14 protein-coding genes are annotated in these 14,231 nt (G+C 39.2%); 5 read left to right on the forward strand and 9 right to left on the reverse strand.

The genetic code is table 11. The features are described from left to right. Window positions 1-35 precede the first annotated feature (35 nt). A complete protein-coding gene (gene lpxC / locus PVK71_RS05325) occupies window positions 36-953 on the forward strand; it encodes a UDP-3-O-acyl-N-acetylglucosamine deacetylase (RefSeq protein WP_130043977.1) in 918 nt (305 codons plus the stop codon). Window positions 954-1,063: 110 nt separating this feature from the next. On the opposite strand, the gene PVK71_RS05330 is transcribed toward lpxC, so the two are convergent. Continuing rightward, entirely contained in the window at window positions 1,064-1,534 is a 471-nt protein-coding gene (locus PVK71_RS05330) for a DUF721 domain-containing protein (protein WP_274419453.1), read from the reverse strand. A gap of 332 nt (window positions 1,535-1,866) precedes the next feature. Between PVK71_RS05330 and secA the strand changes: the two genes are divergently transcribed. Both secA and mutT read left to right on the forward strand, forming a co-directional pair. Then, window positions 1,867-4,590, forward strand: coding sequence for a preprotein translocase subunit SecA (secA, locus tag PVK71_RS05335; protein WP_274419454.1), 2,724 nt, complete (start codon window positions 1,867-1,869; stop codon window positions 4,588-4,590). 97 nt (window positions 4,591-4,687) lie between these two features. Then, window positions 4,688-5,086: an 8-oxo-dGTP diphosphatase MutT gene (gene mutT, locus PVK71_RS05340; protein WP_274419455.1), complete on the forward strand. Its 399-nt coding sequence runs from the start codon at window positions 4,688-4,690 to the stop codon at window positions 5,084-5,086. A 234-nt stretch (window positions 5,087-5,320) separates the two neighbouring features. Here the strand turns inward: mutT and yacG are convergent, their stop codons facing one another. The 8 genes from yacG to nadC form a co-directional block, all read right to left on the reverse strand. Further along, window positions 5,321-5,530 (reverse strand): DNA gyrase inhibitor YacG, encoded by a 210-nt coding sequence (yacG, locus tag PVK71_RS05345; protein WP_130043980.1) that lies wholly within the window; start codon window positions 5,528-5,530, stop codon window positions 5,321-5,323. 7 nt (window positions 5,531-5,537) lie between these two features. Continuing rightward, complete coding sequence (zapD, locus tag PVK71_RS05350) at window positions 5,538-6,284, reverse strand: cell division protein ZapD (protein WP_130087761.1); 747 nt, start codon at window positions 6,282-6,284, stop codon at window positions 5,538-5,540. A gap of 8 nt (window positions 6,285-6,292) precedes the next feature. Then, window positions 6,293-6,913 carry a dephospho-CoA kinase gene (coaE, locus tag PVK71_RS05355; RefSeq protein WP_274419456.1) on the reverse strand — a complete coding sequence of 207 codons (621 nt, stop codon included), beginning with the start codon at window positions 6,911-6,913 and terminating at the stop codon, window positions 6,293-6,295. After that, complete coding sequence (locus PVK71_RS05360; RefSeq protein ID WP_274419457.1) at window positions 6,910-7,797, reverse strand: prepilin peptidase; 888 nt, start codon at window positions 7,795-7,797, stop codon at window positions 6,910-6,912. Before PVK71_RS05360 ends, coaE begins: the two co-directional genes overlap by 4 nt. Window positions 7,798-7,902: 105 nt before the next feature. Beyond that, window positions 7,903-9,141 (reverse strand): type II secretion system F family protein, encoded by a 1,239-nt coding sequence (locus tag PVK71_RS05365; RefSeq protein WP_274419458.1) that lies wholly within the window; start codon window positions 9,139-9,141, stop codon window positions 7,903-7,905. 21 nt (window positions 9,142-9,162) lie between these two features. Further along, window positions 9,163-10,851: a type IV-A pilus assembly ATPase PilB gene (gene pilB, locus PVK71_RS05370; RefSeq protein ID WP_274419459.1), complete on the reverse strand. Its 1,689-nt coding sequence runs from the start codon at window positions 10,849-10,851 to the stop codon at window positions 9,163-9,165. Between the two features lie 3 nt (window positions 10,852-10,854). Next, on the reverse strand, window positions 10,855-11,253 hold the full coding sequence (locus tag PVK71_RS05375; RefSeq protein WP_274419460.1) for a pilin: 399 nt from the start codon (window positions 11,251-11,253) through the stop codon (window positions 10,855-10,857). A gap of 336 nt (window positions 11,254-11,589) precedes the next feature. Next, window positions 11,590-12,477, reverse strand: a complete 888-nt coding sequence (nadC, locus tag PVK71_RS05380; protein WP_274419461.1) for a carboxylating nicotinate-nucleotide diphosphorylase — start codon at window positions 12,475-12,477, stop codon at window positions 11,590-11,592. Window positions 12,478-12,590: 113 nt separating this feature from the next. Here nadC and ampD point away from each other — a divergent pair, with 113 nt between their 5' ends. Both ampD and pdhR read left to right on the forward strand, forming a co-directional pair. Continuing rightward, entirely contained in the window at window positions 12,591-13,142 is a 552-nt protein-coding gene (gene ampD, locus PVK71_RS05385; RefSeq protein WP_274419484.1) for a 1,6-anhydro-N-acetylmuramyl-L-alanine amidase AmpD, read from the forward strand. Window positions 13,143-13,429: 287 nt separating this feature from the next. Beyond that, the gene (pdhR, locus tag PVK71_RS05390) at window positions 13,430-14,200 is read left to right on the forward strand and encodes a pyruvate dehydrogenase complex transcriptional repressor PdhR (protein ID WP_274419485.1); all 771 of its coding nucleotides are present in this window, start codon (window positions 13,430-13,432) and stop codon (window positions 14,198-14,200) included. Window positions 14,201-14,231 lie beyond the last annotated feature (31 nt).

Genomic DNA, 14,231 nt, shown 5'->3' on the forward strand with positions numbered 1-14,231 from the left:
TTGAAATCAAGCATATTTATAGTTGAGATGAGCATATGATCAGACAACGTACACTGAAAAGTATCGTACAAATGACAGGCGTGGGTTTGCACTCAGGCCGTAAAGTTACGCTTACTCTTCGTCCAGCAGCTGCAAATACAGGTGTTATTTATCGTCGTACAGACCTTAATCCACCAGTAGATTTCCCTGCGGACCCAGAGTCAGTACGCGATACTATGTTATGTACAGCGTTAGTTAATGATGAAGGCGTAAGAATCTCAACGGTTGAGCACTTAAATGCTGCACTAGCAGGCATGGGCATTGATAACGTTGTTATTGAAGTTGATGCACCTGAAATTCCTATTATGGATGGCAGTGCAAGTCCTTTTGTTTATCTTTTACAATCTGCGGGTATTGAAGAACTTAATACAGCGAAGAAATTCATTCGTATTAAGAAACCTGTTCGCATTGAAGATGGTGATAAGTGGGCGGAAATTCGTCCATATAACGGCTTTCGTTTAGATTTCACTATTGACTTCAATCACCCTGCGATTGATTCTGATGACCAAAAGTTAGTGTTTGATTTTTCAAGCCAATCGTTCATCAAAGATATCTCTCGAGCTCGAACTTTCGGGTTTATGCGTGATATTGAGTACTTGCAATCACAAAACCTATGTTTAGGTGGTAGTTTTGATTGTGCAATCGTGCTAGATGATTACCGTATTCTAAATGAAGACGGGTTACGTTTTGATAATGAATTTGTAACGCATAAAGTTCTAGATGCTGTAGGCGACCTATATATGTGTGGTCATAGTATCTTGGGTGAATTAAGCGCTTATAAATCAGGTCACGCTCTGAATAATCAGTTACTTCGTGCTGTTCTTGCTGATCAAGAAGCATGGGAGTGGACAACCATTGAAGATGAGCAAGAGTCACCAGTTGCATTTATGCAGCCAGGAATGGTACTTGCCTAGACCATCATCAAATTAAAAAAGCCAAGCAGTTTGCTTGGCTTTTTTTATATCTAATATATTCTTACTTCTTACTTCTTACTTCTTACTTCTTACTTCTTACTTCTTACTTCTTACTTCTTATTCGCTAATGCTGCTAGGCTTTCTAAGCGTTTTTTTAATTTAGGTGAGGCAGTTTCTGCGACCATTTCTAATGCGCTTGCCGCCGCAGCAGATAGCTCGCGTTTTGCTTGTTTCTCTGATTTATAAACGGCCGGTTTTTCACCGACAAAGGATCGAGCAAGATCAGGATTGATCTTTACTTCTAAGTTAGAAAGCGCAGGTAAACCATGTTTTCGAAAAGCAGACAAAATAGAGATTCTTTCATAATTAATCCGAGTTGCCCAAACGCTGCTCGATACCTCGATCACTAAAGATCCTTGGCGATAATTTGCCACACGGCAATGATCTTCACACCCTTTAGGTAGCGCATCTTTTAGTACATGCGAAAGTTTAGATAAAATAATCGCTTTTTCTTGCAGATCTTTAAAGCGGGTATTATTAAAAAAATCATTTGCAGGTTGGGGTCTGTGGTCTCGCATCATCAGGAATTCTCACAACAAGGGCGTTATTTAATAGGGTTTTATCAAAGAAAAAGTCATAAATGCCAATTAGATCTGAATTTTTCAGAATTGAAATCAAACTCTACGGATTTAACTTAGGATTGCTTAACGATATCGCTTATACTTTGTTAATTATTACTTATGATGACTAGCAACACAAGAATCAGAGTAGGCCTTGAAAAATCAAAGGCTGATCCCCATAAGATAAGTATATAAAGAAGTATTTTTCTTAGAGTACACTCTCTAGGCGATTGATTCACATTTCAGAATAAACCGATCAGAAATGATCAAGAGATAAGAGAAGCAACGGAATCATGTTTTCTAAAATTCTAACAAAAGTTATCGGTAGCCGTAATGATCGAACATTACGCAAGCTACGTAAAATCGTAGATCAAATTAATAAGCTTGAACCGCAATTCGAATCATTACAAGACGAAGAATTAAAAGCGAAAACAATCGAGTTCCGTGCTCGTCTAGAACAAGGCGAAGAATTAGACAGTTTACTACCAGAAGCATTTGCAACGGTTCGTGAAGCATCAAAACGTTTGTATGGAATGCGTCATTTTGACGTTCAAATGATTGGTGGCATGGTACTAAACGACAGCCAAATAGCAGAGATGCGTACTGGTGAAGGTAAAACATTAACAGCAACCCTGCCGTGTTATTTAAACGCGCTAACAGGCAAAGGCGTTCATGTCGTAACCGTGAATGATTATCTTGCAAAGCGTGATGCTGAAACAAACCGTGAGCTTTTTGAGTTCCTAGGTATGACGGTTGGTGTTAACGTACCAAACATGGCTCCGCCCGAGAAAAAACAAGCGTATTTATGTGATATTTTATATGGCACAAATAACGAGTTTGGTTTCGATTATCTACGTGACAATATGGCTTTCCGTGCCGAAGACCGTGTTCAGCGTGAGCGCTATTTTGCAGTAGTCGATGAAGTGGATTCAATCTTAATCGATGAAGCTCGTACCCCTCTTATCATTTCAGGTCCTGCTGAAGATAGCTCTGAATTATATACTCGAATCAACACCCTAATTCCTCAACTTGTAAAACAAGATGAAGAAGATAGCGAAGAATATCGTGGTGAAGGCCACTACACGCTAGATGAAAAGGGAAAACAAACGCACCTAACAGAAAATGGTCAAGAATTTGTTGAGCAACTTCTAAAAGATGCAGGCTTGATGGAGCAAGAAGATACTCTGTACTCTCCAGCAAACATTAGCCTACTTCATCATATTAATGCCGCTTTACGCGCGCATGTGTTATTTGAAAAAGACGTTGATTACATTGTAAAAGACGGTGAAGTTATCATTGTAGATGAACATACTGGCCGTACAATGCCGGGTCGTCGTTGGTCTGAAGGTTTACACCAAGCTGTTGAAGCAAAAGAAGGGGTGAAAATTCAGAACGAAAACCAAACATTGGCTTCTATTACGTTCCAAAATTTCTTCCGTTTGTACGATAAACTGTCAGGCATGACAGGTACTGCTGATACCGAAGCATTTGAATTCCAATCTATTTACGGCCTAGATACGGTGGTTATACCAACAAACCGTCCGATGGCACGTAATGATATGGGTGATTTAGTCTACATGACTGAAGCCGAGAAATTCGCTGCAATCATTGAAGATATCAAAGGTTGTTCTGAGCGTGGTCAACCTGTACTTGTTGGTACCGTTTCAATCGAGAAATCAGAACTGCTTTCAAATGCACTGAAAAAAGCAAAAATTAAGCATAATGTACTTAATGCTAAATTCCATGAAAAAGAAGCAGACATCGTTGCAAATGCGGGTACATCAAGTGCGGTAACTATTGCAACTAACATGGCTGGTCGTGGTACTGATATTGTTTTAGGTGGTAGCTGGCAGGCAGAGGTTGCAAAACTGTCTGATCCAACAGAAGAACAAATCAAAGCATTAAAGGCAACATGGAAAGAAGCGCATGACGCTGTGCTTGCTGCTGGCGGTCTTCATATTATTGGTACTGAGCGTCATGAATCTCGCCGTATTGATAACCAATTACGTGGTCGTGCTGGTCGTCAAGGTGATGCAGGTTCTTCACGTTTCTACCTATCAATGGAAGATGCCTTAATGCGTATCTTTGCATCGGATCGCGTATCTAGCATGATGAAAAAACTAGGTATGGAAGAAGGTGAAGCGATTGAGCATCCATGGGTAACAAAAGCAATTGAGAACGCGCAGCGTAAAGTTGAAGGTCGTAACTTCGACATTCGTAAGCAATTACTTGAATACGATGATGTTGCTAACGATCAACGTAAAGTGGTTTATGAACTGCGTGATGAGCTGATGAACGTTGATGATATCAGTGAAATGATCGGTTATAACCGTCAAGAAGTTCTTGAAGGGTTATTTGGCCAATATATTCCACCTCAATCTCTTGAAGAAATGTGGGACGTAGAAGGTTTAACTACTCGTCTACGCGCTGATTTTGATTTAGATCTTCCATTGCAAGAGTGGTTGGATAGCGATGATAAACTTCACGAAGATAACTTACGTGAGAAGATCATTGAAGCTTCAATTCAAGTTTACAAAGAGAAAGAAGAGTCAGTAGGCGAATCGGTTCTGCGTAACTTTGAAAAAGCAGTTATGCTACAAACACTTGATGGGTTATGGAAAGAGCACTTAGCTGCGATGGATCATCTACGCCAAGGCATTCATTTACGTGGTTACGCTCAGAAAAACCCGAAACAAGAGTACAAGCGTGAGTCATTTGAGTTGTTTGAAGGCCTGCTAGATACATTAAAATATGATGTTGTCTCTATTTTAAGTAAAGTACGCGTACAGCAACAAGAAGATGTAGAGCGTATGGAAGAGCAGCGTCGTCAACAAGCAGAAGCAGCAGCTCGTCGTCAGCAACTTCAACACCAGAACGCTGAAAACCAACTAGATGATGGTGAATCGTCAGATGAAAACCACACACCAGTAGTTCGAGATGAGCGCAAAGTGGGTCGAAATGAACCTTGCCCATGTGGCTCTGGTAAGAAATACAAGCAATGTCACGGTAAGATCTAGTTAATACTTACTGTTATTGGTATTAATTAAAAAATAAAAGCCGCTATCACTTAGCGGCTTTTTTATAAGCGTGATATAGAGATAGGAAAGGCTATACATGAAACGATTACATATAGTTGCAGCAATCATTTTAAATGCAGAGAAGAACCAAGTCTTTATTACTAAACGTCCAGATAAAGCGCATAAAGGAGGCTTTTGGGAGTTTCCTGGTGGTAAGGTTGAAGTTGGTGAAAGTGCAGAGCAGGCGCTTATCAGAGAGTTATATGAAGAGATTGGTATTAACTCAACAGAACTCGATTTATTTGAATCGCTAAATCACGATTACTCTGATAAATCACTCTACTTTGATTTTTTCACTGTGACCCAGTTTGAGGATCTGCCTTATGGAAAAGAAGGGCAAGAGGGGATATGGGTATCCATTTCAGATCTTAAAGGCTATGATTTTCCTGAAGCGAATGTACCCGTATTAAATAAAGTCATTGAGCTGTTTAGTTAATCATAAGCCATATCGTTTAAGTCGATATAAAAAAAGCGACCCTGATGATCGCTTTTTTATTGAAATTAATCTTATACCATTCTGGATAAGTAGTTGTTCAGATAATTGCGTAGGAAAAATTGATTAGAACAAGGCATAAATTACAGTAACTAGTGGATCTAATTACAAAATTTATAACGCAGATATAATCAATTTTAACAAGCAAGAATGATCAAATACTTATGTAGATTGGTATTAGTATTGGTCTTCAGACCAACCATCAGAATCTGACATGTCTGGAGCGCCAGGAATCGATTTTTCTTCATCAGCCCATTCACCAAAATCAATCATTTGGCATTTTTTGCTACAGAAAGGACGAAATTGACTTTCTTCGTTCCAAGTAACAGCAGCTTGGCACGTTGGGCATTTAACAATAGTTGGTTGAATGTTGTTTGATTCTGACATGGGTTCCTCAACAGACAGCAAGCGTAAACTCAATGTCTTTTTCACAATTCTTATTGGTTTCAAAAGACATAAATCGTAACGCAAAACGGCTCTTATGCCCAGAAATCATTGGATAAACCCCTTGTTCAATAGGTATTTCTAAGCGCAATAAGTTTGCATTTTCCATCTCACTTTGCATAAAGCCATTACGTGCAATTTGTGGCTCAAAACGTGCGGTTTCTCGTGTTAATCGTAGCCATAATGACAACGCATCAGAGAGAGAAAGTAATTGAGACATCCAGTTATGCGTATTTCGGCAACGAACTTCTAAAGGAAGGTGTAACCAATGGTGAAGTGCAGGTAAATCAAAGCAGCAATCGCCACCAGGAATAAAAAATCGTTGTTTTAATGCAGATAGAAAGCGATCTTCTTTTAAAGAGTGGCCAGGTCGAGTCGTTTGCATTAGGTTATAATGAACCTGACTAATTTGCTCTAAAACAGAAAGTAAAGCGGATTGGTCAACACCTTCTATATCCATCCAAGCGCGATATTGCAGACGAAGTTTTTCTAAATCTTTACCCAGTTCGGCTTTGACTTGCACCTGCTCTAAAATATCAAGCATATTAAAAAGAGAACTAAAGAAAACTTGATACTCAAATGGCTGAGTTAGATCAGCAGAATGCCCAAGCTTACGAAATAGAGATTCAATTCGTAAATAAATTCGAGTCCTTTCATTTAAAGGGTGTTCAAACCTTTGCATAGCTGATCCATTCATAGTAGTTATTAATGTTCTTTATTTATAGATGCTTGAGACAATAACAGATATTTATTATGTAGCAGAGCTATTTCACTGTCTAAATCGTAAATAGTGTGATCATTCTTGATTACATCATCAGCAATTGCTAATCGCTCTTCTCGTGAGGCCTGTGAAGCAAGAACCGCTTTAATTTGCTCTATATTTACTTTATCACGATTTGCCGTTCGATTAATTTGAGTTTGCTCCAAAACATCAACAACAAGCACGCGATTTGCTAAATATTGTAATTGATTTTCAACCAATAGCGGAACAACCAACAAGGTGTAGCAGGAGGTTGATAATGAGAGTTGATGCTGCATTTGTTCTCTTATCAACGGATGAAGTAAATTATTCAGCCATTCTTTCTCGGTTGGATTTGAAAAAATACGCTGTCTTAGTTCTGCTCGATTTAGCTGTCCATTTGGTAATAAAATGGACGGCCCAAAATGTTCTGTGATCGACATTAGGCCTTTGGTATTCAGCTCTACGACTTCACGAGCAATGACATCGGCATCAACAATAGAAATCCCGTGATTATTTTGAAAAGTGTTTGCGACCGTGGTTTTCCCACTGCCAATTCCACCGGTAATAGCAACAACATAACTCATAGTGGAAAGCCTAAGATTGCAGTGAAATACCATTGTCCAATTTGTTGTCCCCACAGTAAGCAAATCCAACCAGCAATGGCTAAGTAAGGGCCAAATGGGATTGCTTTATCTAGCCCTTTCTTCTGAGCACTTAACATTGCAATACCAATGATCGCACCGACAACAGAAGAAAGTAAAACAACTAAAGGCAATTGCTGCCAACCGAGCCAAGCGCCAAGTGCAGCGAGTAATTTAAAGTCCCCATACCCCATGCCTTCTTTGCCAGTAAGTAATTTAAAACCCCAATAAATTGACCATAAAATAAGGTAACCAGCCATCGCACCAATGACTGCATCGGTTAAGCTTACCGGACTCCAACCCACTAAGGCTAAATAAAGACCTGACCATAATAAAGGTAGAGTGATTTGATCCGGCAGTAGCATGGTATCTATATCGATAAACGTTAAGGCGATAAGGACTAAAGTAAATATAACCGCGGCAATCGCGAAGTAAGAAAAAGGAAATAGATAGGAAACAGTAAAGCACATTGCTCCTGAGAGTAATTCAATTGCCGGATAACGAAAACTAATAGGGTTACTGCATTGACGGCACTTACCTCTTAGTAGTAACCAGCTAATGACAGGAATGTTGTCATAAAATTTAATTTGAGTATTACACTTTGGGCATCGAGAGCGAGGAACACTTAAGTTAAATGTTTCTTCCGTTTTATCTGGTTTATTCTTTGGCGTTAAGTCTGGAAAGCAATCAATACACTCTTTTTTCCACTCTCTCTCCATCATGATAGGAAGACGATAAATCACCACATTGAGAAAACTACCAACTAATAAACCAAATAGGGTAGCAAAGAGAGGAAAAAGCCAAGGGTAGTAATCAAAAACAGCCATGAAAGGACGTCCAAAATGAGATTAAATATATAGAACTGATGGTATCAGAATTCCCAAAAATGAAGTAGTGAAGAGTCTTTATTTACGGTTCTACTCTTTATTTTTTTAACCAATCACACTCATTAGATTAAAGATAGGCAAGTACATTGATACAACTAAACCACCGATCATTATTCCTAAGAAGAGAATAATAAAGGGCTCAAGAATTTTCCCTAAATTATCAACAGTGTTATCTACATCATCTTCATATACAAATGCCACTTTGTTTAACATATCGTCTAATTTCCCCGATTCTTCACCAATCATGATCATTTGCAATACCATTTCAGGAAAAGCTTGAGTGTGGCGCATGGCTAAATAGAGGGGCATTCCTGCTGCGGTATTCTGCTGTACTGATTGTATCGCTTCTTGGTAATAAAGATTTCCAGCGGTTTTACTGGTGGTTTGTAAACTATGTAAAATAGGCAATCCTGAACTAAAACTGGTGGCTAATGTTCGACTAAATTTAGCGATAGAGGCTTTAGACAGTACCGGGCCGATGATCGGGATCTGCAAACAATGTCGATTGATAAACCGACGAAAGGCATAAGATTTTTTGCTTAATAAACGCAGTGAGGCAGTCAGTAATAGTAAGGTTAAGAGAATCCAAAAACCATAATTTTGCAGAAAATGAGAAGCATTGACAACTTGCTGGGTAAACCAAGGCAGTGCGGCGCCAAACCCTTTAAAAATGGCTTCAAATTCTGGAATAACAAACACAAGCATTAAAACGGTAACCGCAATCGCGATAAAAAAAACCATGGTCGGGTATATCATCGCTTTGACGACTTTTGCTCGTAATGCTTCACTCTTTTCTCGGTATTCTGCTAAACGAGAAAAGGCGTGCGATAAACTGCCTGTCTCTTCTCCTGTCGCCACTAAATCAATATAAAAAGAATCAAAATGAGAGCAACTGGTAGCGAGTGCTTTTGAAAGTTGAGTTCCCGCCTCTATTGATAAACAGACTTGATTGAGTATGGATTTCATTTCAGCTTTAATATTGTTTTCAGCGATGAGTTGTAATGATTGAACGATAGGAACACCTGCACTAAGCATTGTTGCTAACTGGCGAGTGAAAAGAGTGATGTCTTTTCGTTTAACGGTGTGTTTCATTTTTTCTAAGCTAGAAATTCTGCGTTTTTTAATTTTCTTTATTTGAATGTTTTGCTCGTTGAGCTTTGCCCTGACTTCTATTTCGGTGAGAGCAAGTAATTTCCCTGATACTTTTTTCCCCGTGTTATTAATGCCACGCCATTGAAAATTATGTAGGGTCTGTGTTTTTATTTTTGTTTTTTGTTTTAGCATGAGAAATGACTTACTTAAGAATTAAAAGTAAAGAACACGAGTAAGCTCTTGTAAGCTTGTTGTGCCATCTTCAAGACGTTTTATGCCTGAGGTTGCAAGATTATCCATGCCTTGGTTAACCGCGATTTGTTCTATTTGTCTTACCGTTGCTCCTTTAAGGATCGCAACAGACAGTTCTCGAGTGAAAGGCATAACTTCATAAATACCAATACGGCCTGAGTACCCATGAGTACATTCATTACAGCCCTCAAGCCGAGCTTTAAAAACCGTGCTTAATAAATCGATTCCATACTCTTCTCTTGTTTCTGAACTGAGGTTGTCAATGTCTTTACAGTGAGGGCAAAGTCTTCTTGCTAAGCGTTGGGCGATAATTAAACTAAGAGAAGAGGCAAGGTTAAAGTTTTCTATTCCCATGTTGCCTAAGCGAACGACGGTTTCTGCTGCGGAATTAGTATGTAAGGTAGACAGTACTAAGTGCCCTGTTTGAGCTGCTTTTACTGCGATTTCTGCTGTTTCAAGATCTCGAATTTCCCCTACCATGACGATGTCTGGATCTTGTCGTAAAAAAGAGCGTAAGGCATGGGCAAAAGTAAAACCGATTTTAGGTGCGACTTGTACTTGGTTTACCCCATTAAGATTAATCTCAACCGGATCTTCAGCGGTGGATATGTTTTTTTCGGTGGTATTTAAAATGTTTAAACCAGAGTAGAGAGAGACGGTTTTGCCGCTGCCTGTAGGACCAGTCATTAATATCATCCCTTGAGGGCGTTTTAATGCGTTAAGATAAAGCTCTTTTTGTTTGTCGCTGTAGCCTAATTTATCAATATCCAAACTTGCTGCGCTGCTATCTAGTAGACGTAAAACAATTTTTTCTCCCCATAGCGTGGGAAGTGAAGAGACACGCATATCGATGGATATGTCATTATTTAATTTGAGCTTTATACGACCATCTTGTGGTAAGCGGCGCTCTGCAATATCAAGTTTAGCCATGATCTTTAAGCGAGCAGAAAGACGGCGACTTAAATGTGAAGAGGGTGAACTGTTCTCTACTAAGATCCCATCGCAACGAAAACGCACACGGTAGCTTTCTTCGTAGGGCTCAAAATGAATATCTGAAACCCCTTTTCGGACCGCTTCTAATAAAATTTGGTTAATAAAACGAGTGACAGGAGCATCGTCTTGACTGAGATCTTCTGTGGCGCTTATCTCATCAAGTGACACATCAACCAGTGAAGCTAGCTCATCTTGAGTTATCTCTTTATGTTGGTTATTACTTGCAGATAATCCAACGCCGTAGACACGACGAATAGCTGCTTGGATCTGCCCTTGATCGGCAAGCATTAATTCAATTTGCTTTCCGCTGGTAAAGCGAAAATCATCTTCTATTTGCGCAATACTGGGATCGGCGACAGCAAGACGAATGGTGCAATTGTCATAACTGATAGGAAGGGCTTGGTAACGAGTAATGAGATCGCGAAGCCCCAACTTTTGACAGGTAGCAGCGTAATCAAATTGAGTTACATTGATCACCTCAAGCCCAAAGATTTGAGCAAGGTGACTGACGAGTTCATCAGGAGTAAAGATCCCCTGAGCTAAAAGAGCAGAAGGTACGGTGTGCGTTTCTGCTTGAACTGACTCTATTATGTTGCTTTCTTGCGTCGCGCTGATTAACTCAGCTTGACGCAAGATAGAGGCGAGGTTGGTGTGCATTTATTATGAGCAGCCTGTTATCTTAATATCAGCATTTTCTGAATTTACACATGTCCAAATTCCATCATCAGTCCTTGATAACGTTACATTACTACCGTTACCTGCCCCTTTAGTAATACTTGCTTTGATTGTTCCTGAAGCATCACTCGCGGTAGAATCCAGTTCAATTGTTCCGATATTAAATGCAGCAGAAGTTCCTGAAGGAAAATTTCCAGTTGTTGCTATGACATCTTCTACATTAGTTTTTAAAGCACTTGCTGATGCTAAAGCTGCACCTAAAGCGCCTTTTTTTACATAATTCTGATATTGAGGGATCGCAATTGCTGACAACACTCCAATTACGGCAACTACAATCATTAATTCAATTAAGGTAAAGCCTTTCTGTCCTTGACGCTTTTGCATATTTCTCTCCAAGATGAATCAGGCTGATTCATGTTTTATTTGATGGGTAAAATAGTAAAACGAATAGAGATATATGATAGGGAGAAAAGAGAGGCCTTCGAGTGAGTAGCAAGTTTATAATGTGATGAATGTAAAAGGAAAAATCAAATACGATTCACTTCAAAAAGCCATAAATTAAACCTTGTTGTAGATCGCAAGTCTTAATTTAAATACATTTATTCAACTTGTTGGGTGAGCTGTTAATTATGTGAATAGTATCAAAGATATAAGAGTAAAATTGTGCAACAAAAAAAGCCAGCAAGTTGCTGACTTTTTGTTTATTGATTATGCGACTATTTACTTAAATCGCATCGATAAATCCATGGCTTTAAGATGTTTTGTTAGTGCGCCAACAGAGATGTAATCAACGCCTGTTTCAGCATATTCAGCAATCGTATCTAAAGTGACATTACCTGAGTTTTCTAGTGCGGCACGACCAGCGTTAATTTTTACTGCTTCACGCATCATGTCAGTGGTGAAGTTATCGAGCATAATAATGTCAGCGCCAGCATCAATCGCTTGTTGCAGCTCTTCTAAACTTTCAGTTTCAACTTCTACAGGTTTACCAGGGTTAAGCTCTTTTGCTGTTGTGATGGCTTTTTCAATTCCGCCACACGCAATGATATGATTTTCTTTAATTAAGTAAGCATCGAACACGCCAATACGGTGATTGAAACCACCGCCGCACGCTACGGCATATTTTAATGCGCTGCGCAAACCTGGAATGGTTTTACGAGTATCAAGTAGGCGGCATTTAGTGTGTGCAATTTTTTCAGCGTAGGTTGCTGTTACGGTTGAGCACCCTGATAGGGTTTGAATAAAGTTCATTGCATTACGCTCACCGGTTAATAGTGTGCGAGCAGGACCTGTTAACGTACAAAGTGTTTGGTTTGGTTCAACTTTATCACCATCTTCTACATGCCATTCAATAGAAACAGTACCGCCTAATTGTTTAAATACTTCATTGGCCCACATTTTTCCACAAAACACACCATATTCACGAGTGATAATGGTCGCTACAGACTGAGTATCTTCAGCGATTAAACTTGCTGTGATATCTGTACTTACCTCTAGTGTGCCGCCTAAATCCTCACGCAGTGTGTCAGAAACCGCACGAGTAATTTCTGCGGGAAGCTGTTGTTTTAAATACTCAAGACGAGAGGCGCTATCATGGGTTTTGATCATGGTGAGGTCCATTGAATTCTTTGAAATAAGTTTATGGCGACAATAATACTCGCGCTAGAGCAGAATTTCATCATAAGATATAAAGATTAGTTTAATTTGAACGGGAATAGATGATGATATTCACTTTATCAACAGATCATTGGCTTAATGAAGCAAAGCATGTAGTGTCACCATTTTATGATGAGCGTTCTGATGATGAAGATATTTCTCTGCTTGTTGTTCACAATATAAGTTTACCACCGGGGCAGTTTGGTGGTCCTTATATAGAGCAATTATTTACCGGTAAGCTTGATCCAAATGAACACCCTTTCTTTAAAGTGATTCATCAATTCAGAGTGTCTGCGCATTGCTTAATACGTCGTGATGGAAGCATTATTCAATTTGTGCCATTTAATGCACGGGCATGGCATGCAGGAATTTCTTCGTTCGCAGGGCGTGAGCGATGTAACGATTACAGTATTGGAATTGAGTTAGAAGGAACGGATTTTCTCGCTTATACCCAAAAGCAATATGAAGCGCTTGCGGTTGTAACAAACGTGCTACAAGCAGCTTACCCACGAATAATTAATGAGAGGATTACGGGACATCAATATATTGCACCATTGCGAAAGACAGATCCTGGTCTTTCATTCGACTGGGAAAAATACCATAAGTTAAGGAAATAAAAGGATTTACTTTAAAGTAGATAATTTTGTTTTTCTTAATTATGACACGACATATTACCTCAATCCTTCAAATTGGTCTTACCAATTATTATTAGCGCGTACAGTGAATGTTAATTAAATGTATACCCTGAGCCCTTTCCATGATTCAAATCAACTTTTATCTAGACAAATTCCCTTTTTTAATGATAAATTGCTTCTCAAATTAAATTGGTAATACCAATTATTTAAAGTGACGAATGACTCACGGTAATGTGAGAAGTAATCAACTTAAATTAGGTCGAGCTACGATGACATATCAAAGGATACGTCAGCCAAAGCTGTCTGATGTAATCGAGCAAGAGCTTGAACGGCTGATTTTAGAAGGAACTCTTTCCCCAGGTCAGAAATTACCAGCAGAAAGAGAGTTAGCGAAACAGTTTGATGTCTCTCGTCCCTCAGTTAGAGAGGCGATACAACGTTTAGAAGCAAAGCATTTATTAACTCGCCGCCAAGGTGGTGGAACATTTGTTAATAAAGGGCTGTGGCAAAGTTTCTCAGAGCCGTTGCTAGATTTACTAGCAACTCACCCTGAAACACAGTTTGATTTACTTGAATCACGCCATGCGTTAGAAGGTATATCAGCCTATTACGCCGCTTTACGTGGTAATGAAGAAGATTTTAAACGGATTAAAGAGTCACATAAGTTAATCCAACAAGCACAACAAGATGGTGATTTAAAAGCAGAAGCATCTGCGGTTATGCATTGTCTTATTACGGTCACTGAATCGGCGCACAATGTGGTATTACTTCACATAGTTCGTAGTTTAGAACCTTTGCTTGAACAAAATGTATTACAAAATTTTACCCTATTAAATCGTCGTGAATCGGTGGTAGAAAAGGTAAGAGAGCATAGAGCGGAGATTGTAGAAGCGATAGTGTCAGGGAAGCCTGAAGAGGCTCGTTTGGCGTCGCACTCACATCTTGCTTATATTGAAGAAACATTGTTGGAATTGACAAAAGAGGAGAGCCGCAGAGAGTGCTCACTTCGTCGAATTCAACAAAGTAATGATATGGATTAAATCGGTCCATTTCATTGTCACCCTATTTGAA

Source organism: Aliivibrio sp. S4MY1 (assembly GCF_028765545.1).
Taxonomy (GTDB): Bacteria; Pseudomonadota; Gammaproteobacteria; order Enterobacterales; family Vibrionaceae; genus Aliivibrio.

What these genes read in the sequence shown, in the direction of transcription:
- lpxC (WP_130043977.1), top strand. Translation starts at nt 36, where the DNA reads ATGATCAGACAACGTACACTGAAAAGTATCGTACAAATGACAGGCGTG.
- nadC (WP_274419461.1), bottom strand. Translation starts at nt 12,477, where the DNA reads ATGATCAAAACCCATGATAGCGCCTCTCGTCTTGAGTATTTAAAACAA.
- ampD (WP_274419484.1), top strand. Translation starts at nt 12,591, where the DNA reads ATGATATTCACTTTATCAACAGATCATTGGCTTAATGAAGCAAAGCAT.
- zapD (WP_130087761.1), bottom strand. Translation starts at nt 6,284, where the DNA reads ATGAATGGATCAGCTATGCAAAGGTTTGAACACCCTTTAAATGAAAGG.
- PVK71_RS05360 (WP_274419457.1), bottom strand. Translation starts at nt 7,797, where the DNA reads ATGGCTGTTTTTGATTACTACCCTTGGCTTTTTCCTCTCTTTGCTACC.
- PVK71_RS05365 (WP_274419458.1), bottom strand. Translation starts at nt 9,141, where the DNA reads ATGCTAAAACAAAAAACAAAAATAAAAACACAGACCCTACATAATTTT.
- pdhR (WP_274419485.1), top strand. Translation starts at nt 13,430, where the DNA reads ATGACATATCAAAGGATACGTCAGCCAAAGCTGTCTGATGTAATCGAG.
- PVK71_RS05330 (WP_274419453.1), bottom strand. Translation starts at nt 1,534, where the DNA reads ATGATGCGAGACCACAGACCCCAACCTGCAAATGATTTTTTTAATAAT.
- yacG (WP_130043980.1), bottom strand. Translation starts at nt 5,530, where the DNA reads ATGTCAGAATCAAACAACATTCAACCAACTATTGTTAAATGCCCAACG.
- secA (WP_274419454.1), top strand. Translation starts at nt 1,867, where the DNA reads ATGTTTTCTAAAATTCTAACAAAAGTTATCGGTAGCCGTAATGATCGA.
- pilB (WP_274419459.1), bottom strand. Translation starts at nt 10,851, where the DNA reads ATGCACACCAACCTCGCCTCTATCTTGCGTCAAGCTGAGTTAATCAGC.
- PVK71_RS05375 (WP_274419460.1), bottom strand. Translation starts at nt 11,253, where the DNA reads ATGCAAAAGCGTCAAGGACAGAAAGGCTTTACCTTAATTGAATTAATG.
- mutT (WP_274419455.1), top strand. Translation starts at nt 4,688, where the DNA reads ATGAAACGATTACATATAGTTGCAGCAATCATTTTAAATGCAGAGAAG.
- coaE (WP_274419456.1), bottom strand. Translation starts at nt 6,913, where the DNA reads ATGAGTTATGTTGTTGCTATTACCGGTGGAATTGGCAGTGGGAAAACC.